The sequence below is a fragment of the Acinetobacter sp. UNC436CL71CviS28 genome (genome assembly GCF_000620525.1).
Classification (GTDB): Bacteria; Pseudomonadota; Gammaproteobacteria; order Pseudomonadales; family Moraxellaceae; genus Acinetobacter; species Acinetobacter radioresistens.
Window position 1 is genome coordinate 79,890 of record NZ_JIBB01000005.1, and the last position, 19,897, is coordinate 99,786.

The 19,897-nt window shown below is 43.3% G+C and carries 15 protein-coding genes; 5 read left to right on the forward strand and 10 right to left on the reverse strand.

The annotated features are described in order from the left end of the window. Positions 1-5: 5 nt before the first annotated feature. The 7 genes from nuoH to N518_RS0103910 form a co-directional block, all read right to left on the reverse strand. Positions 6-1,019: an NADH-quinone oxidoreductase subunit NuoH gene (gene nuoH / locus N518_RS0103880; RefSeq protein ID WP_005406763.1), complete on the reverse strand. Its 1,014-nt coding sequence runs from the start codon at positions 1,017-1,019 to the stop codon at positions 6-8. A 2-nt stretch (positions 1,020-1,021) separates the two neighbouring features. Next, the gene (gene nuoG / locus N518_RS0103885; RefSeq protein ID WP_005406725.1) at positions 1,022-3,706 is read right to left on the reverse strand and encodes an NADH-quinone oxidoreductase subunit NuoG; all 2,685 of its coding nucleotides are present in this window, start codon (positions 3,704-3,706) and stop codon (positions 1,022-1,024) included. 11 nt (positions 3,707-3,717) lie between these two features. Then, a complete protein-coding gene (gene nuoF / locus N518_RS0103890) occupies positions 3,718-5,046 on the reverse strand; it encodes an NADH-quinone oxidoreductase subunit NuoF (RefSeq protein ID WP_005018667.1) in 1,329 nt (442 codons plus the stop codon). Next, positions 5,043-5,552, reverse strand: coding sequence for an NADH-quinone oxidoreductase subunit NuoE (nuoE, locus tag N518_RS0103895; RefSeq protein ID WP_005018664.1), 510 nt, complete (start codon positions 5,550-5,552; stop codon positions 5,043-5,045). Before nuoE ends, nuoF begins: the two co-directional genes overlap by 4 nt. Positions 5,553-5,565: 13 nt before the next feature. Further along, positions 5,566-7,353 carry an NADH-quinone oxidoreductase subunit C/D gene (nuoC, locus tag N518_RS0103900; protein WP_005018663.1) on the reverse strand — a complete coding sequence of 596 codons (1,788 nt, stop codon included), beginning with the start codon at positions 7,351-7,353 and terminating at the stop codon, positions 5,566-5,568. Positions 7,354-7,441: 88 nt separating this feature from the next. Continuing rightward, on the reverse strand, positions 7,442-8,119 hold the full coding sequence (locus tag N518_RS0103905) for a NuoB/complex I 20 kDa subunit family protein (RefSeq protein ID WP_005018660.1): 678 nt from the start codon (positions 8,117-8,119) through the stop codon (positions 7,442-7,444). A gap of 6 nt (positions 8,120-8,125) precedes the next feature. Beyond that, positions 8,126-8,677, reverse strand: a complete 552-nt coding sequence (locus N518_RS0103910) for an NADH-quinone oxidoreductase subunit A (protein ID WP_005018657.1) — start codon at positions 8,675-8,677, stop codon at positions 8,126-8,128. Between the two features lie 414 nt (positions 8,678-9,091). On the opposite strand from N518_RS0103910, the gene N518_RS0103915 reads away from it, so the two are divergent. Continuing rightward, positions 9,092-10,513 (forward strand): GGDEF domain-containing protein, encoded by a 1,422-nt coding sequence (locus N518_RS0103915; protein WP_026444000.1) that lies wholly within the window; start codon positions 9,092-9,094, stop codon positions 10,511-10,513. 96 nt (positions 10,514-10,609) lie between these two features. Next, positions 10,610-10,966 (forward strand): hypothetical protein, encoded by a 357-nt coding sequence (locus N518_RS0103920; RefSeq protein WP_005018643.1) that lies wholly within the window; start codon positions 10,610-10,612, stop codon positions 10,964-10,966. A 22-nt stretch (positions 10,967-10,988) separates the two neighbouring features. Here the strand turns inward: N518_RS0103920 and bfmS are convergent, their stop codons facing one another. Further along, positions 10,989-12,641: a sensor histidine kinase BfmS gene (gene bfmS, locus N518_RS0103925; RefSeq protein ID WP_005018642.1), complete on the reverse strand. Its 1,653-nt coding sequence runs from the start codon at positions 12,639-12,641 to the stop codon at positions 10,989-10,991. 55 nt (positions 12,642-12,696) lie between these two features. Then, positions 12,697-13,413, reverse strand: a complete 717-nt coding sequence (gene bfmR, locus N518_RS0103930; RefSeq protein WP_005018641.1) for a response regulator transcription factor BfmR — start codon at positions 13,411-13,413, stop codon at positions 12,697-12,699. A gap of 597 nt (positions 13,414-14,010) precedes the next feature. Here bfmR and N518_RS0103935 point away from each other — a divergent pair. From N518_RS0103935 to N518_RS0103945, 3 genes are all read left to right on the forward strand, one after another. Then, positions 14,011-16,839: a ribonucleoside-diphosphate reductase subunit alpha gene (locus N518_RS0103935; RefSeq protein WP_026444001.1), complete on the forward strand. Its 2,829-nt coding sequence runs from the start codon at positions 14,011-14,013 to the stop codon at positions 16,837-16,839. Between the two features lie 100 nt (positions 16,840-16,939). Continuing rightward, a complete protein-coding gene (locus N518_RS16675) occupies positions 16,940-17,068 on the forward strand; it encodes a hypothetical protein (protein WP_005018611.1) in 129 nt (42 codons plus the stop codon). Between the two features lie 139 nt (positions 17,069-17,207). Beyond that, positions 17,208-18,491, forward strand: a complete 1,284-nt coding sequence (locus N518_RS0103945; RefSeq protein WP_005018610.1) for a ribonucleotide-diphosphate reductase subunit beta — start codon at positions 17,208-17,210, stop codon at positions 18,489-18,491. 298 nt (positions 18,492-18,789) lie between these two features. Here the strand turns inward: N518_RS0103945 and N518_RS0103950 are convergent, their stop codons facing one another. Then, entirely contained in the window at positions 18,790-19,707 is a 918-nt protein-coding gene (locus N518_RS0103950) for a LysR family transcriptional regulator (RefSeq protein WP_005018609.1), read from the reverse strand. Between the last annotated feature and the right edge of the window lie 190 nt (positions 19,708-19,897).

Here is a 19,897-nt window from a genome sequence, read left to right on the forward strand (position 1 = left end):
CTGTCCTAGGCCGCATTCATCAGAATAACAGCGCCAGTTACCAATAGGTTTACTAACGCCAATGGCAGACACACTTTCCAGCCAAAATTCATCACTTGGTCATATCGTGGACGCATAAGTGAACCACGAGCCAATACAAACATCATGACAAAGAAAGCAGTTTTAATAATGAACCAGAATGCTGGTGGCAAGAACGGAATTTCAAGATTGAATGGTGCAAGCCATCCACCAAAGAACAGAGTTACAATCAGGGCAGAAATCAGGATGATATTGACGTATTCAGCAACGAAGAACATCCCCCATTTCATACCACCATATTCAACATGGTAACCTTCTGCAAGTTCCTGTTCGGCTTCCGGCTGGTCAAATGGATGACGGTGAGTCACCGCTACGCCTGCGACTACGAAGATCATAAAACCAAGGAACTGCGGAATGATAAACCACATGTCACGCTGGGCTTCTACAATTTCACGCAGGTTGAAAGAACCTGCAATTGCAACTACACCCATCAGTGAAATACCCAGGAAGACTTCATAAGAAATCGTTTGGGCTGCAGAACGCAGGCCACCCAGTAATGCGTACTTGTTGTTTGAAGACCAGCCGCCAAATAATACGGCATAAACTGCAATACCAGCCATTGCCATAAAGAACAGCAGGCCGATACTCATATCGGCTACGCCCAGAGATGGTGATACAGGTATCACCATAAATGAGAGTACTGCAGTTGCCATCGCAACCGCAGGTGCCAGACGGAATGTCAGTTTGTCAGAGAATTTTGGTGTCCAGTCTTCCTTGAACATGATTTTAAGCATGTCGGCTACGATCTGGAACATACCGCCTGGACCTACACGGTTCGGACCATAACGGTCCTGCCAGACAGCCAGCAGGCGACGCTCAATAAAAGACATCAGTGCTGCCATTAATACCACCACCAGCAGTACGATAACGGCCTGTACTACCATAAAGGTAGTTTCCCAGCCGGCTGCCCATTGCGGTAGTACGCGTAAGGTTTCGTTCATGATTACACTCCTACCGCAACTGATACAGGCTCAGCCAAGGATACCGTAGGTGCCAGTCCTACCGGATAACCGATATAACCTGTCGGTAAATATTCAATCACTTGTACAGGAAGGCTGATGGTGGTATCCCCTGTTTTAACAGTAATACGCTGACCATCTTGTACATTGAGGCGGCTGGCATCCTGTTCACCTACAGCAAACATCGCTTCAGGAATACGGGTTTCCATCGCTGGTGTTTTAACAGTGAACTCGCCAGAAGCAAAGATGTGATGCATTGGAACCAGGCGGAAGCTTTCTGCATTTGCCAGAACTGCAGCAGGTGCAACATAGCTACGTGCCGGGCGTTTAGCCAGACGGTCAAACAGACGCACGCCGGAGTCTCCACCTTTTAAATGGCCACCGACTTCATCTTGATATTTATTCCAGGCTTGTGGCGAGTTCCAACCCGCAGCCCAGGCAAATGGTACCAGAGATGATGCTTTCTGCGGACCCACATAACCTTCCATAGAAAAGGTTAATGCAGAGTCAATATCTGTTGGCTGTTTTGGCTCATGTACAGAAAGTGGCGCACGCATTGCAGTACGACCAGAATAGCGACGTGGTTCACGCGCAATTTTCAGACCATGGATACGATAGCCTGCGTCCGGAGCAACGTCTTGGATCGCTTCAAGTACAGGTACATTTTTAGCGACACTTTCAATGACATCATCCAGTACAGTCCAGCTAATGTTCTTGTCTTCAAGACCGGTCTGTAAAGCATGCAGCCAGCGCCAAGACTCCTTGATCGCATAAGCCGGGTTATAGTATGACGGATCATAAACCTGATAGTAACGCTGTGCGCGACCTTCCTGACTAACTACCGTACCATCTCCTTCAGCAAAGCTTGCAGCAGACAATACAATCGATGCTTGAGCAACAGTCGCTGTATCAGAATGATCCAATACAATAACCTCAGCTGCTTTAGCCAGTGCTGCATCAATACGGGTAGCTGGCAGACGACGATACAAATCGTTTTCAACCACAATTACTGCATCATAATCCTGTGCAAAAGCCTGTTCGAGACTTAAGCCACCAAACAGAGCCAGCCCCATTGAGTTCACTTCAGGAACAGTCAGACTTAAACCGGCATGACCACCCAGATTTTGTGCGACCTGTGCAGCAGCTTCCATGATGGCAGCATCTTGCAAGCTGGTGCCTGAAATGATCAAAGGCTTTTTCGCAGCTTTCAGGGTATCAGCAATAGTCTGTGCAAATGCAGATGCACTGTCATCCAGACCAGTAATGGTTTCACCCGCCACTGCTTGTGCGACCGCAAAGCCTAAACGCGCGATATCGTTTGGAGAAGCAACCACTTCACCTGTAGCGACATCTGCCAGTCGGGTCTGGGTTGCAGCCAAGATATAGATCGGAGATTTTGCATCTTGAGCAATACGCTTGACCGGTTCAGCCAGCCATTCTTGAGTACGGCGCTCTGCAGCCATTTCTTTGGCTTTATTTTTTGCAGCCTGACGTACAGACAAGGCCATACGTGGTGCGGTCTGGGTCAGATCTTCACCTAAAATCAGAACGGCATCATAGCTTTCAATTTCACGCATGCTCGGGTTATAAATTCCCTCAGTCTGCATGATAGCTGCGGCTAGCTCGACCAGTGACTGCTCTTTCTGGTTCATACCTGTTGAGTAGTTTTCCTGCCCAACCAGTTCGCGTAGTGCAAAGTTAGACTCAAGGCTGGCACGTGGCGAACCAATTCCCAGAACTTTTTTACCTTTTAACTTGGCAATAGTTTGATCCAGCGCTTCATCTACAGTTGCGGTAGTCACTGTGGTACCTGAACGGAACTGCGGTTGACGTGGACGGTCGGCACGGTTGACATAACCGGTACCAAAACGACCCTTGTCACACAGGAAGTACTGGTTTACTTCTCCGTTAAACCGGTTTTCAACACGGCGCAGCTCACCATAACGCTCGCCCGGAGAGATATTACAACCTGAAGAACAGCCTTGGCATACGCTCGGCGCATACTGCATGTCCCATTTACGGTTATAACGCTCTGAGTGGGTTTTATCAGTGAACACGCCAGTTGGACAGATTTCTGTCAGATTTCCAGAGAATTCAGATTCCAAAGCACCTGATTCTGGACGACCGAAATACACACGTGACGCGTTGGCATATACGCCCAGGTCAGTACCGCCGGCATAGTCATTGTAATAACGTACACAGCGGTAACATGCGATACAGCGGTTCATTTCATGCGCAATAAATGAACCCAGTTCCTGATTGTAATGTGTCCGCTTGGTAAACCGGTAACGACGGCGGTCATGACCGGTCATCACAGTCATATCCTGCAAGTGACAGTGGCCACCCTCTTCGCATACCGGACAGTCATGCGGGTGGTTTGTCATCAAAAATTCAATGACAGACTCACGAAAATCTACCGCTTCCTTATCTTCAATCGAAATATAGGTATTGTCAGCCGCGGGGGTCATACATGACATAACCAGACGACCGCGTGTATCCTCAGGATTTGCATACTGGGTTACTGCACATTGACGGCAGGAACCTACAGAGCCTAAGGATGGATGCCAACAAAAATACGGAATATCGATACCCAGTGACAGACAGGCCTGTAGCAGGTTTTCTGAGCCGTCAACTTCGTATGATTTTCCATCGACATGAATTGTAGCCATAGTCGAATTCCTTAAGCTTGTTCTGCTTCACGAGCTGGAGCATGATCTTTGATCTTCGCTTCGAACTCATGACGCCAATATTTTAATGCGCTCTGTAGCGGTTCCATCGCACCTGGTGCGTGGGCACAGAATGTTTTGCCAATCCACAATTTCTTGGTGAGTTCCTGAAGATGCTGGATATCCTCCATCTTGCCTTCACCATTTTCAATTGAACGCAGTGCTTTCACACTCCATGGCAACCCATCACGGCACGGTGTACACCAGCCACAAGATTCACGCGCAAAGAATTCTTCTAAATTACGGGTCGCTGAAACCATGCACTGGTTCTCATCAAACACCATTAGCAAGCAGGTTCCCAGACGAGAGCCAGCTTTCATGATACTGTCAGAGTCCATTGGCAGATCAATATGATCGGCGGTCAGAAAGTCTGTTGATGCACCACCTGGCAGCCAGGCTTTTAGTTTCAGTCCATCACGCATACCACCAGCATGCTCTTCAATGACTTCACGTGCCGTAGTACCAAATGGCAGCTCCCATAGCCCAGGAAATTTCACTTTGCCTGATGCACCATAAATTTTGGTACCTGGATCTTTAGACTTGCCTGCAGACAGACCGATATACCATTCCGGACCACGCAGCATAATCGCTGGCAGATTGTTGTAAGTCTCTACGTTGTTGACAATTGTAGGACGTCCCCAAGCACCTGCGACCTGTGGAAATGGCGGTTTGGTACGCGGATTGGCACGGCGACCTTCCAGCGAGTTGATCAGTGCAGTTTCTTCGCCACAGATATAACGTCCTGCACCAGTGTGCACGTACATTTCAAAGTTCCAGCCAGTATCCAGGATATTTTCACCCAAATAACCTTTGGCACGGATCTGTTCCAAAGCTTCATTTAAATACTGTGCAGCTTCGATATACTCGCCACGGATGAAGATATAACCGTGAGTCGCTTCCAAGGTATAACCTGCAATCAGCATACCTTCGATCAGCTGATGCGGTAAACGCTCCATCAGCAAACGGTCTTTGAACGTACCTGGCTCCATCTCATCGGCGTTACAGATCAGGTAACGTGGACCTGAATTATCATTTGGCGCCATCAGCGACCATTTGATACCCGCCGGAAAGCCTGCACCACCACGCCCTTTAACGGTTGCAGCTTTGACAATTTCCAGTACATCTTTTGGCGGCATGCCTAGCGCTTTTTTAAAGCCTTCATAACCTTCAAGCGTTTCATAGTCATCAGCACTACGTACATGCTCTTGTTTACTTAGACGCCAAGTTAATGGATGAGTTTCCGGGTTACCGTCGCCGTAAATTGGTTTTGGTTCGGTATTCATACATACTTCTCCAATAACTGTTGGATAGAGGTCACTTCAACCAGACCGTGAGTATCTCCATCAATCATTAACGTTGGGCCTTTGTCACAGTTACCCAGGCAGCAGATTGGTAGCAAAGTAAAACGGCCATCAGCAGTCGTTTGACCAAACTGGATGCCAAGCTCACGCTGAAATGCTTCTGCCAAAGTTTCTGCACCCATCAGGAAGCATGCAATCGAATCACACAACAGGATCACATGACGCCCTACAGGCTGGCGATAAATACGGTTGTAAAATGTTGCAACACCTTCCAGATCAGCAGTACTGATTGAAAGCAGCTGGGCAATCGCATTAAGCTGGGCATCATCTACCCAGCCGTTACGGCGCTGCACACATTTTAGTGCGTCCAGTGACGCCGCACGTGCATAGGGATAATGACCAATGTGATGCTGAATTTCATGGATTTCTTCAGAAGTTAAAATCCCTTCGACATTCACACGTGGTTTTTTGTCAGTCAAAATCATCATAATGCGTTACCCCTTAGCGATCCACGTCTGCCATTACGACATCAATAGTCGCTAAATAAATGATCAAGTCAGACACAAGGCTGCCATTAATCACAGAAGGAATTTGCTGCAAGTGCGTGAAGGTCGGCGTACGGATACGGGTACGATAGCTCATCGTTGACTTGTCTGAAGTCAAATAATAAGTTGACGCGCCTTTAACCACCTCTGCCATCACTGCGGATTCACCTGCTGGCATTACAGGTCCCCAAGACACACTCAAGAAGTGGGTAATCAGGGTTTCAATATCTTTTAAAGTTTTATCTTTTGGTGGTGGTACAGCCAGTGGATGGTCTGCCTTATAAGCACCAGAAGGCATATTATCCAAACATTGCTTGATAATTTTCAGTGCTTCGTTAATTTCATGGAAGTGAACCATGACACGCGCGTAAGCATCACCTTCATACTCTACTGGTACTTCAAAGTCGTAGTTTTCATAACCGCTATATGGACGGTATTTACGCACATCAAAATCAATACCTGTCGCACGCAAACCTGTACCCGTTACGCCCCAAGCCAATGCTGCTTTAGCATCATACTGTGCCACATTTTTGGTACGGCCCATAAACACCGAGTTGCGAAGTGCAGCCGTATAGTATTCATTCATCCGTTTCGGCATCCACTCAAGGATTTCACGGATGAGTTTCTGCCAGTTATTTGGCAGATCATGTGCAGTACCACCAATACGGAACCAGGCCGGATGCATACGAAAACCGGTAATTGCTTCAATTGCATCATAAATTTTCTGGCGATCGGCGAACATATAGAACACCGGAGTCATACCGCCGGCATCCTGAATCGCAGTACCGATATATAACAGATGGTTATTGATGCGAAACAGCTCTGACATCATGACACGAATACACTGTGCACGATCCGGCACAGTAATACCAGCCAACTGTTCAATCGACATCAGATAAGGCATGTTCTGAGAACAGCCACCCAGATAATCTACGCGGTCAGTATAAGGAATGTATGAATGCCAAGTCTGGCGTTCACCCATCTTTTCGGCACCACGATGGTGATAACCAATGTCCGGTACACAGTCCTTAATCTCTTCACCATCTAGCTGCAAGATGACACGGAATGCACCATGCGCAGACGGGTGGTTAGGACCCAGATTCAGGAACATAAAGTCTTCATCGGCATTGCCGCGTTTTAGACCCCAGTCTTCTGGTACAAAACGCAGATGCTCCTGTTCATAGTCCTGCTTGGCCTTGTCCTGCATATATGGCGTATATTCAGTTGCACGCGCAGAGTACTCTTTACGAAGCGGATGACCTTCCCAGTAAGTTGGCAAGAGAATACGACGAAGCATCGGATGACCTTCGAAGTTAATCCCGAACATGTCATAAGCTTCGCGTTCATACCAGTTGGCATTTGGCCAGATATTGGTAATGGTACCTAGGTTCAAGTCATGCTCATTCAGCGCCACTTTAATCCGGATATCGGTATTGCGCTCAAGCGATAACAAATGATAGAACACAGTAAAGTCTGATGCAGGCAAACCATCACGATGCTGGCGTAAACGCTCATCCATCGCAGACAAGTCAAATAGCATCACATACGGCTTACTTACCGTACGCAAGAACATCAGCACTTCTTGTACACGTGCGCGTTCGACCCAGACCGTCGGAAAATTTTCACAAGTCGGTTGCACGTAGAAGTTCTCACCAAACTTGGTTTTGAGTTCTTCTACAATTGCAAATGCTGGGCGTGAATCAACTGGCGTTGATTCTGGCATAGCAATGTCAGTTTCAGCCATTGGCTTGGCTTCCTATTCAATACAAATTTGGTCAACCCTAACGACAATTACACCCATACGGGTGCATTTAAAAATTCAGTCGCTAAAATTATTCAATTTCATCCATAGAGCGCAAATTAGTCACAGCAATACGCTGAGCCTGTTTACGGTCCCGTTCCGGCATCATCTTTGGCTTATATACTGGCTGAAGATCATCACCGATTATTGTAGAAAGCGGACGGCGCTCTAATTGAATCTGGTCTTGTAACAGCATCAATGCCTGGAGCAGAGCTTCAGGACGCGGCGGACAACCTGGTACATATACATCTACAGGAATAATTTTATCTACACCCTGGACTACAGAGTAAATGTCATACATACCGCCCGAGTTGGCGCAGGCACCCATGGAAATAACCCATTTTGGCTCAAGCATCTGTTCATACAGACGCTGAATTACCGGTGCCATTTTGGTAAAACAGGTTCCGGCAACGATCATCAGGTCAGCCTGACGCGGTGAAGCACGGATAACCTCGGCACCAAAGCGTGACATATCATGAACGCCTGTTAAGGTCGTTGCATACTCTACATAACAGCAAGATGTACCAAAGTTAAAAGGCCAGATAGAATTTTTACGGCCCCAGTTTACAGCTGTGTGCAGCACGTCCTCTAAACGGGTCATGAACACATTTTTATTCACTTCACTCTCAAGCGGATCAGTTACGATTTGACGCTCTTGAAGCGGATATTGCTCAGCATCTGGATTCGCACGGGTTAAGGTATATTTCATCCCGAGTTACTCCTGTTCAGATGTCAAAACAGTCGATGTTTTTTGTTTCATACGACCTGAGGATTGAGCTGGAATCTGACCCGTTGGGTCCATCACCAGCTCGTCGATAGAGTTGAAGCGGGTAATTTCTGCAAGATCCATATTAGGTGAGCCTACTTTAGGTTTAATCCCTGCTGCTTTACGCTTGTCTGAAGGTGCCCAGTTCAGTGCACCTGTCGACATTTCGTAAATCAAACCAACGAGTAAAACTAAAATAAATACAGCGGCTGTTGCAAAACCGATCCAGCCCACTTCGCGCACAGAAGATGCCCATGCATAAAGATAGAGAGCTTCAAGGTCAAATACCACGAAGAAAATAGCAACAAGATAGAACTTTGCAGACAAGCGAATACGTGCACCACCGGCACTCACTACACCTGATTCAAACTGTTCCTGCTTGGCACGCCCCCATGATTTACCCCCAAGGAGTAAGGGAACTGTCAGCATAAAAACACAAAGAAATGTAACGCCGATCACGAAAGCAATAATTGCCCAATCGTATGGAGTAATGGCACTCATGCGGGGATAACTCCTGGCAGGCCTATATTAACAAAGAATGTATGTATTGGCCGTTTAAATATACCAAACATAAAATTAATCCCGCCAATTGTACCTGATTTATGATTTGACTTGCTAGTTAAAGGCACTTAGTCTTTTGGATGATTTTTTATTCGTTTTTAAACCTATATAGACAAGTCTTGTACTTTTACAGCCATAAAATCGGTTAAAAAAATAATATTCTCAAGCTCTATTGTTTTTTCATATTAATATTCTTTTCTAATATCCCTATTCTTTCAGTTTACATTTTTCTTGATCTTGCTTTAAAACATGACTGTATTTATAAATATTACTCAACTATGATCAACATTTAAACAACAATGCTTTATTAACTTTTTATGAGATTGTAATTATATATCTTGCAAGGCTTAGCTCATGCCCTATTTTCAAGGAAGAATACTAAAGGTTCAGGCATGGCAATACTTCTTCATCTTCGCAATAATGATTTTCGCTTGCTGCATGTGGGGTATTGCAACCCGTCCTTTTAATCATCTGGCAGCTTTCTGGCCAGCTAACTCCATTCTCTTGGGTTGCTTGGCACGCTTTCCAGCTACCCGAAATGCCTATACTTTAGCAGGTGCTTTTACTGGTTATGTAGTTTCAGACCTTCTGTCATTTCACTCATGGAGTATTGCCCTTGGTTTTACTACTGCCAATTTGCTCTATGTAATTATTGCTTTTGCCTTTTATATAAAATTTCGCCCTTATTTTCGTCTACTGCACCAAGGCTATTTTTATTTGTTTCTGCTTTTATTCTGTTGTATAGGCAGTTTGGTTAGCTCACTCTTTATTGCCAGTCTATTTCCTCAATTAGATACCAAACTTATTCACGGCTCATTCTGGACTATTTTTGGTTACTGGTTTAGTGCCGAGTTACAGAATGCGATTTTAATTTTGCCTCTTATTTTAAACTTGCCTTATCAAAAAGGAATTGATCAGATCTTTCGCCCAGCAGATGGACCATATAGCTTTCTGCATATCTTACCCATTTTTGTACTGTTATTTTCGTTATCACTCAGTTACTACGATTCAGGTCCAGGCGCCATTCTTTATCCGATTGCAGCATTAATCTGGTGTGCCCTGAATTACCGGCATTTTACTGTGGCACTGATTACATCAATTAGCTGCTTCTATATTGCTTTTTTCATGTCAGATAAATACCTGACACTTTATCCTGAACAGTACTATCTGGAAATGATTTCACTCCGCTTTGGTATTATTACCATGGCAATTGCCCCCTTAACTGTTTCAAGTATTAACCGCATCCGTTCCCAACTAATCCGGGAACTTCAACACCATGTAGCACATGATGAGCTGACTGCCAGCTTAACCCGGCGCCAATTTATGCGCTCTGCCCATTTACTTCTTAGACAGCGTACTCAGGAAAGTCAGTCACTTGCGGTACTTATGCTTGATATTGATCATTTTAAACTGATCAATGACAAATATGGGCATCAGGCTGGAGATGAGGCATTAAGGGTCTGTGCTGCAGTTATTCGGCGCAGCTTGCGCGGCTATGATCTTTTTGGCCGGTTAGGTGGTGAAGAGTTTGCTATAGTGCTGCTTGATGTTGGTCCTGCTGAGGCATTTGAAATTGCTGAAAGAATAAGAGAAACTTTAAAAACACATATCATCCAGCTAGATGCAGAGACTCAATTTTCTATCCAGATCAGTATTGGCCTGACTTTATTTAATCCGGCAGTCCCACACAATATAGAAGTACTACTGCATAAAGCTGATTTAGCTCTCTACGAAGCTAAACGCTCAGGACGGGACCGTGTTGTGATCACTCAATAATTTTTTGATAATTCAGTTACATGCTTTAATGAACTTAATACACTGCTAATTTTCACTACAGGTTATGCTTAAAATCAAAGAATAAGGAGCAATAACATGAGTTTAAAATTTACCCATAAACCTAATTATTTTTTATATGCAGATTTACTGATTAAATATATACAGGGGTATGTACGTAAATATCCAGAAGTTAATAATGCCATTTTTGACTTAAACGATATTTATAAGCTTTTCACTGAAGATTATGCTTCTACTACCGTTAATCTGGCTGGCATTTTAAATATTGCGGACGAATATACAGTTGAAACTATCAATGGGGACTGTAAAGTAATTCTTAACCATCGTATCGATGTCGAAAATCATAAACTTCTGGTTGATTTTAATCAGGCAGCTTTAGAAGGTTTACGCCAAGGCAATCCACTGATTGCACCTGACCCCACCATCCAGCAATAAGGCTAATATAAAAAAGCACCTGTCAGGTGCTTTTTTTATCGATACGATTTTTTCTGGCTTCATGTTTAAAACGCTGAGCAGGCCAAGTCATAATGAAACGCGCCCCTCCCAAGTCCGGGCTCTGATCAACCTGTATGGTTCCACCAAACCAGTATGCAATACGACTGACAATAGAAAGGCCCAGTCCATAACCACCTGAAGCACGGGTTCTGCTGTCATCTAGACGAGCAAAAGCTTCAAAAATACGGGCACGGTCTATTTCAGGAATACCTGCTCCATCATCTTCAACACTGACATAAGCTTTCCCATCTTTATCGATACCACCCGAAATTCGCACCTTATGGTCACAATAACGTACTGCATTACCCACCAGATTTTGTACTACACGATGAAGGTAGCGGCGTTCAGCATCTACCCGGAGATCAGGGGCTGGTGCTAACAATTCAATTTCCTTTTGGGTCTTTAAAGCTTCTGTTTCGGTTGCTACCTGACTCAGCACTTCTACCAGCGGAAGTTCTTCAAACTCAAGCGAAGGTGTCCCCTGCTCCAGTTTGGCATAAGTCATAATTTCATCAATCAGGGTATTCAGTGCTTCAATATCCTTATCGATCATTTCAATCTGTTGCAGACGATATTCATAATCATCTTCTTCTGCCAGCATTTCCATACCGAAGCGAATCCGGGCCACTGGTGTTCTTAGCTCATGTGAAACGGCGCGCATCAACTCACGTTGTGCTTCAATAAGGCGCTGGATATGATCTGACATATTGTTGTAACTGGCTGCCAGATTAGCCATTTCATCATTACCTTCAATAGGTACACGTAATGACAGATCACCAGATTTCATACGGTTTAAAGCATAACGTACCTGACGGATCTTGCGCTCTAGCGGTACAATTAAACCGTAAACTCCCAAGCTCAATAAAAATAGGCTCAGCAAGGTAATGCCACCAGCCAGCTGGAATGGCATCCAGTTAAAGACCGGCACAGGACCAATCACCAGCACTTCAGACGGATTGCTTGGCATTGGTGAAATAATCGTAATATTGGTACCACGCATGGTCGCGCTGTCTTTATAGAGCATAATGCTCTGATCCTGACGCAGCTGACCGATCTGTTCAGAATCGAGCTGGAGCTCATGCAGGTTTTGAATAGAAATTGGATAAGTAAAGTATTTTTGAATCTTGGCCAGATACTCGCGCTCCTGACCCGGATAGTAAATCAGATAATCTAAAATAAAAATTGGCAAGGCCTTCATTTGACGCTCGCCAATCTTGTCTACTTTGACATAGAGATAATGTTTAGGATCATCTTTTAGCCCAAGAATAATATACGCAGTTGTATTCTTGGCATCATAACGTACTACTGCCTGCAAATTATTGATTCGTTTGCGTTCCGCACGTGACAGCTCTACTTTACTGGCATCAACATAATAGATTGAAAGTTCCAGAAGATCAGAGGCATCCGCAATCCAGTCCAGCTTTTGCTGTTCACTTGGCTGCCGGGAAACCCCCTCACTGATCACATAAGAAATACCATCTGTGAGTGATTCCCGATATTCCTGCGCCCGTTGATAGTTAATGATTTGGACCAGCAGGTAACCAAATACAGCAACTAAAGCAACCAGAACTACAAGTCCTGCGTATATACGCAGGAATATACTGTGTTTGAACACTCGACCAACCTTGTAAGGAGATGAATTTGTTTAGAAGCAAAAAAACCGCTATATCTTATAGACCATTGGTTTCTTTGACAAACAGATATCCCTTGCTTCGTACAGTTTTAATACGTTTTGGATTTTCTGGATCATCACCGATTTTTGGACGAATACGTGAGATACGTACATCGATTGAACGGTCCTGACCATCATATTCAATACCGCGCAGACGCTCAAAGATATCTTCACGTGATAAGATACGGCCCGCGTTCGAAGCCAGTAACCACAGCAAATCATACTCAGCACTGGTGAAATCAACCAGCTCACCATTGAGAGTGACCGAGCGACCGCCATTGTCAATAACCAGATCATCAAACTCAATACGCTGTGCTACTTCATCTTCTACAGTTTTATCTGTACGACGCAGCAGTGCACGGATACGCGCCAATAGTACTCGTGGCTGAACTGGTTTCGGCACGTAATCATCAGCGCCCATTTCCAGACCCAGTACCTGATCCATGTCTTCAGTACGTGCTGTAAGCATCAGAATCGGTTGATGGTAATGTGGACGCACTTCACGACAAACGGTTAATCCGTCTGCTCCTGGCAACATTACATCAAGTACGACCATATCTGGCTGTTCACTGATGATACGGCGGATTGCACGGTTACCATCCGTTTCCACCCCCACTTCCAACCCGTTACGGATTAAGTATTCCTGGGTCAGACGAGCAAGACGCTCATCATCTTCAACGATTAAAATTTTTGGTAACTTTTCTTCTTGGCTCATGAAATATGCCTCTATGTATATGTTTGTTGGTATCTTTAATGAATCGAAACTCAGTGATACGTCATTAATAATTCGCAATATACACACGTTTACATTGTAAACAAGTAGCTGTTCACCAAACTGATACATGTCAGCATTGTTTTGTAATATTCTTTTAATGCTTGATATCACTAGGCTTTTATATAAATTCTAGTATTTGTCCTGGATTTTAGCTTTTTTTTAACCGATAAAATGTATTTTTATATACAAAAGATTGCATTGTTCAGAAACTGAGTAATTGATTCGTCGCTTTTTTAGTTATCCACATAGTTATCTATAAGCATGCTGAACCAGCTTTGTTATGCTATGCCTTAGCCAATAAGGCTTATAGCTGAATGACAGAAAATGGGAAAATTTGCTGCGAAGCAAAGGCCTTTTCCAAGAAAAATTTTTACTAAAATGTCAATATTGATATACCCTAAAAATTCCCGTATCTTGTGTCCAATTCAAATATAAACCACTAAGTCTTGTGTTTATCCTGATCAGCTGTCCTGTTTTGCAAACAGATGAATCAGGCTTATTAAACATAACAATAGATGACAATGGAGAGCGACTGAGATGAGCGCAATCACTTCAACCCCAGGTCAACTTCAGGTGATTAAACGCACCGGTGAGGTTGCCGCTTTCGATGCAGAAAAAATCTCTGTTGCGATTGGTAAAGCATTTTTGGCGGTAGAAGGCCAGCAAAGTGCTGACTCTAGTCGCGTCCATGACCGGATTACCCAATTAACTGAAATGGTCATGAATACCTTCAAGCGTCGTTTACCTTCTGGCGGGACGATTCATATTGAAGAAATTCAGGATCAGGTTGAACTGGCACTTATGCGCACTGGCGAGCAGAAAGTTGCCCGTGCTTATGTTATTTATCGTGAACAGCGTAACCAAGCTCGCCAGCAAACTGGCGCTCATCACCATCCAACACTGCAGATTACTGACAGTAAAGGACAGCTTCAGCCACTGGACATGAGCAAACTTCAAACCACACTGGAAAAAGCTAGTGAAGGTCTGGAAGGCATTGATGTACAGGCAATTATTGATGAAACTGTAAAAAACCTCTATAACGGCGTTAAAGCATCTGATATTGCCACCACCATGATGATGGCAACACGTACCCGTATCGAACAGGAACCTAACTATACTTATGTTACGGCCCGTCTGTTACGTGATGAACTGGTGGCAACCGGTCTGGCATTTTTGGGACTGTCTGAAGATACACCGGAAAGTGAAGCGCTTGAAGGTTTCTTGAAAAAAGGGGTCGAGCTTGAACTGCTTGATGCCGAGTTGCTGAAATTTGACCTGAAAAAGCTGGCAGCAGCAATTCAGCCAGAACGTTCAAACCAGTTTACCTATTTAGGCCTGCAAACCTTATTTGACCGTTATTTCATCCATTCTAATGGGATACGCTTCGAACTGCCCCAACTATTCTTTATGCGCGTTTCTATGGGACTTGCTGTTCAGGAAGATGATCGAGAAGCCCGTGCAATCGAATTTTATAATCTGCTGTCCAGTTTTGACTATATGGCATCTACGCCAACACTATTTAATTCAGGCACCCTGCGTCCACAGCTTTCCAGCTGCTACCTGACCACCATTTCAGATGATCTTTATAATATCTATGGCGCAATGCGTGATAATGCCATGCTGTCAAAATGGGCTGGTGGCCTGGGCAATGACTGGACCCCGGTCCGTGCGCTGAACTCATATATCAAAGGGACTAATGGCAAATCTCAAGGTGTAGTTCCATTCCTTAAAGTTGCAAATGACACTGCAGTTGCAGTTAACCAGGGTGGCAAGCGTAAAGGTGCAGTATGTGCCTATCTTGAAACCTGGCATCTTGATATTGAGGAGTTTCTGGAACTACGTAAAAATACAGGTGATGACCGTCGTCGTACCCATGACATGAACACGGCTAACTGGGTACCTGACCTGTTTATGCAGCGTGTCTTCGAAGATGGTGAATGGACCCTGTTTACCCCTTCTGAAACGCCTGATCTGCATGACCTGACAGGTTCAGCATTTGCAGAGCGTTATGCTTATTATGAGTCTGTTGCCAAAGAACAGAACATGTTGCACAAGAAAATCCGTGCAAAAGACTTATGGCGTAAAATGCTGTCTATGCTGTTTGAAACAGGTCATCCTTGGATTACTTTCAAAGATGTATGTAACCTGCGCTCACCTCAGCAGCATGTGGGTGTGGTTCACTCTTCCAACCTGTGTACTGAAATTACCCTGAATACCAATCAGGATGAAATTGCAGTATGTAACCTCGGTTCTATTAACCTGGTACAGCATGTACAAGGCGGCAAGCTTGACCGCGAGAAACTGGCACGTACCGTAAAAACAGCTGTACGTATGCTCGATAACGTTATCGATATTAACTACTATGCTGTACCACAAGCCAAAAACTCTAACCTGAAACACCGTCCGGTTGGTATGGGTATCATGGGCTTCCAGGATGCACTGTATGAACTTGGCATGGCTTACGGTTCAGATGCAGCAGTTGAATTTGCTGATGAATCTATGGAAGTGATCAGTTACTACGCCATTCAGACTTCAAGTGATCTTGCAGTTGAGCGTGGTGCTTATTCAACCTTCAAAGGGTCGCTATGGGATCAAGGAATCTTACCAATTGACTCTCTGGAAATTGTAGCAAAATCCCGCCCGGACCGTATGTTTGAAGTGGACCGTACCCAACGTCTGGACTGGAATACTTTACGTGCCAAAGTCCAGAAAGACGGTATGCGCAACTCGAATGTAATGGCCATTGCACCGACTGCAACCATTTCTAATATTTGTGGTGTTTCGCAATCAATTGAGCCAACCTTCCAGAACCTGTATGTGAAATCAAACCTGTCTGGTGAGTTTACAGTGATTAACCCGTATCTGGTACGTGCCCTGAAAGAACGCGGCCTGTGGGATTCGGTAATGGTAAATGACCTGAAACACTTTGAAGGTTCTGTACAGAAGATTGCCCGTATTCCAGATGAGTTAAAAGCTATTTTTGCCACTGCATTTGAAGTTGAGCCACGCTGGATTGTAGATGCTGCTTCACGACGCCAGAAATGGATCGATCAGGCCCAGTCTCTGAACCTGTATATTGCAGGTGCCAATGGCAAAAAACTTGATCTAACCTATAAAATGGCATGGTTGCGTGGCCTGAAAACAACCTATTATCTGCGAGCGCTTGGTGCTACTTCAGCCGAGAAATCAACTATTAACACCGGTGCATTAAATGCTGTTAAAGCCACAGCAGCGGCCCCAGTAGCTGCAGCTCCTGTGGTAGAAACCAAACCGGAAACTGTAGCTGAAGAAGACGGTTTTGCTCAAGCTGCGCCGGTGCCTATGGCATGTTCGATTGATAATCCTGACTGTGAAGCTTGTCAGTAATTGATGAGCTAAGGCCTTTGTCCTTATCCTGGAAGTAATAATATGTTTAAGGATAAGGATGGAGAGCCAAAAATAAATTTGTAAAGTAAAGGAAATGATCATGCCTCATATGACTCATAACTATGTGTTAGGACTCGCGGTTCTGGTTTTTTCCTTTATTTTTTTCTACGTACCGATGGTATATGCCTTTATTAAAATCCGGGCACAACAGCGTAACCAAAATAAGTAAGATCAATGCAGCCTAATGACTAAAAATAGAGCAGCAATTGGTAAAACTTAATTTTGCTTACACAGAATGAGCGTATAGTAGTGACATCTTCGTATGTGAGATGTCAGATAAAGATATAAGCAACGAAGAGAGAACTATTATGTCTATCCTAAGTTGGGACGATTTCGAAGATGATTCGCAAAAACCGGCTGCTCCAGCACAGCAGCCTGCGCCCGTCGAACCGCAAAAAGCGGCTCATACGCAAGTGGTATCTGATGCAAAGCCATCACCGCAGAATGCGGCTTATGGACAATCCGCTGGAACCGATCAGCTGCGACCAGCAGATTCAACCGATACGCTGGCTCGAGCATCTGAATCCTTAAATCATTTGGATGTTGCGCCTGGGCTTGAAGAGCTGGAAATGGGTGCGCAGCGTGTACAGGTTGATGATAAAGCCATGATCAACTGTCGTGCTGATTTAAACCAGCTTGTTCCATTCAAATATGAGTGGGCATGGCAAAAGTATCTGGATGGATGTGCCAACCACTGGATGCCGCAAGAAGTTAACATGAATCATGATATTGCGCTCTGGAAGTCTGAAAACGGCTTGACTGAAGATGAGCGTACTATTGTCATGCGTTCACTCGGTTTCTTCTCGACTGCCGATTCACTGGTCGCAAATAACCTGGTACTGGCAATTTACCGTCATATTACCAACCCGGAATGCCGTCAATATATTCTGCGTCAGGCATTTGAAGAGGCAATTCATACCCATGCTTACCAGTATTGTATCGAGTCGTTGGGAATGGATGAAGGCGAAGTCTTCAATATGTACCGTGAAGTACCGTCAGTAGCACGTAAGGCGGCGTGGGGACTGAAATATACCCAGTCTTTAAGTGATCCGACTTTTAAAACGGGCACTCCGGAAAATGACCAGATTCTGCTACGTAACCTGATTGCCTTTTATTGTGTTCTTGAAGGTATTTTCTTTTACTGTGGCTTTACCCAGATTTTATCAATGGGCCGCCGTAATAAAATGAATGGTGTAGCTGAACAGTTCCAGTACATCTTGCGTGATGAGTCAATGCATTTGAATTTCGGGATCGATATGATCAACCAGATCAAAATCGAAAATCCGCACCTATGGACTGCGGAGTTCCAGCAAGAAATCATTCAGATGATTTTAGAAGGCACTATGCTTGAGATTGAGTATGCACGGGATACCATGCCACGTGGAGTACTTGGTATGAATGCAGCAATGATGGAAGAGTATCTCAAATTTATCTGTAATCGCCGTTTAAACCAGTTGGGCCTGCCTGAGCAGTTTGCTGGTGTAAATAATCCATTCCAGTGGATGTCTGAGATGATGGACTTGCGTAAAGAAAAGAACTTCTTTGAAACACGCGTAACTGATTATCAGACGGGTGGCGCATTAAGCTGGTAAAAGTAGCTTAATGTAAAACAACATATCAGATGTTATTTTCATTATATATATTTTATTAGTAAAGATAGAGCTTTAGGGCTCTATCTCTATATCAACTCTATCAAATTAGTAATAAAAATTTAAAATAAAGATTTATTTAATATTTTTAAAGATTATTTATATTTGAAAAATTAATATCTAACTTAGCTTAAGTAGTAAAAGCAACCAGCTTATAAATAAAAATTATATTTTATAAAAGTTATTAAATCAGTTTAAACCTTATTTTTAAATATTTCTAATATCTAATATAAACTTTCATTTAGCAGTTTTCAGATGATTTAAAATCCGAAATATAAGAATCCTGAATAGCTTCAATACAGTTTTTAATAATGACATCACTCCCCTTTTTCCAAATTAATTTAACTTCAGATTGATTATTCTTATCGTTTATAGAAAGCAACTTTACATTCTGTGGAAGAACGCTAGCAAACTCCTCAGGGACAATACAAATCCCAAAATCCTTTGCAACTAAATCCAGTTGGGACAACTTTCGTGAAGTTATTCTTGATTTTTTTTGAGAAAAACCATTGCTTAAGCAAAGATTAGAGGCTAAGTAGCTCAGTCCTCCTCGTTCAGAATGGGGGGTAGAAACAAACTCTAATTCCTTTAAATCTCTGATATAAACACTGGTTTTGTCTCTAAAATTCTGATTAGAAGCAGAAACTGCTACATATAAAGGGGCTTCATATAAACTTATAGAAGCTATTTCATCTAAATTATGATGAACAGGCGGTCGAATAAAACCGATATCAATATTACCGCTAAGAATTGCTTTAATTTGATCCTCAGATGAAATAGTATTAATTTCTATATTAATTTTATATTTTCCGCATAACTCATCTAAAATCTGCAACTTTTTTTGATCAAAGATAATGCTGCTAGAGTGGCTGATTTTTATACTTCTGTCTTCTCCCTCGCTAATTCTCTTTGCCAGTTCAATTGAATTATTAAAATTCTCAAGATGATTCTTTAAACTTTTATAAAGAACTAATCCAGCAGGGGTTAATTTAATTTTTTTTTCGGATCTATCAAAAACACAAAAACCTATTTCATCTTCCAGATTTTTTATTTGTCTGCTTAAAGCTGACTGAGCAATAAAAAGTTTTTCGGAAGCAGCATTAAAGCTGCCTTCTTCAACAATACTGATCAGATAATTACATTGTTTAAAAGTTAACATATCTCGAAAATAGATAGATGGATAATATTTCTATATTAGATTAGATCACTAAATTAATATATCTTTTCTTTAACAGAATTGGATAGGGTTAAATTTAACATGATTATTAATAGAAAAATTATTTTATTTATGACTATAATACTTATATGTCTAGCAGCCCAATCTTATGACAACTACACTAAAAACATAT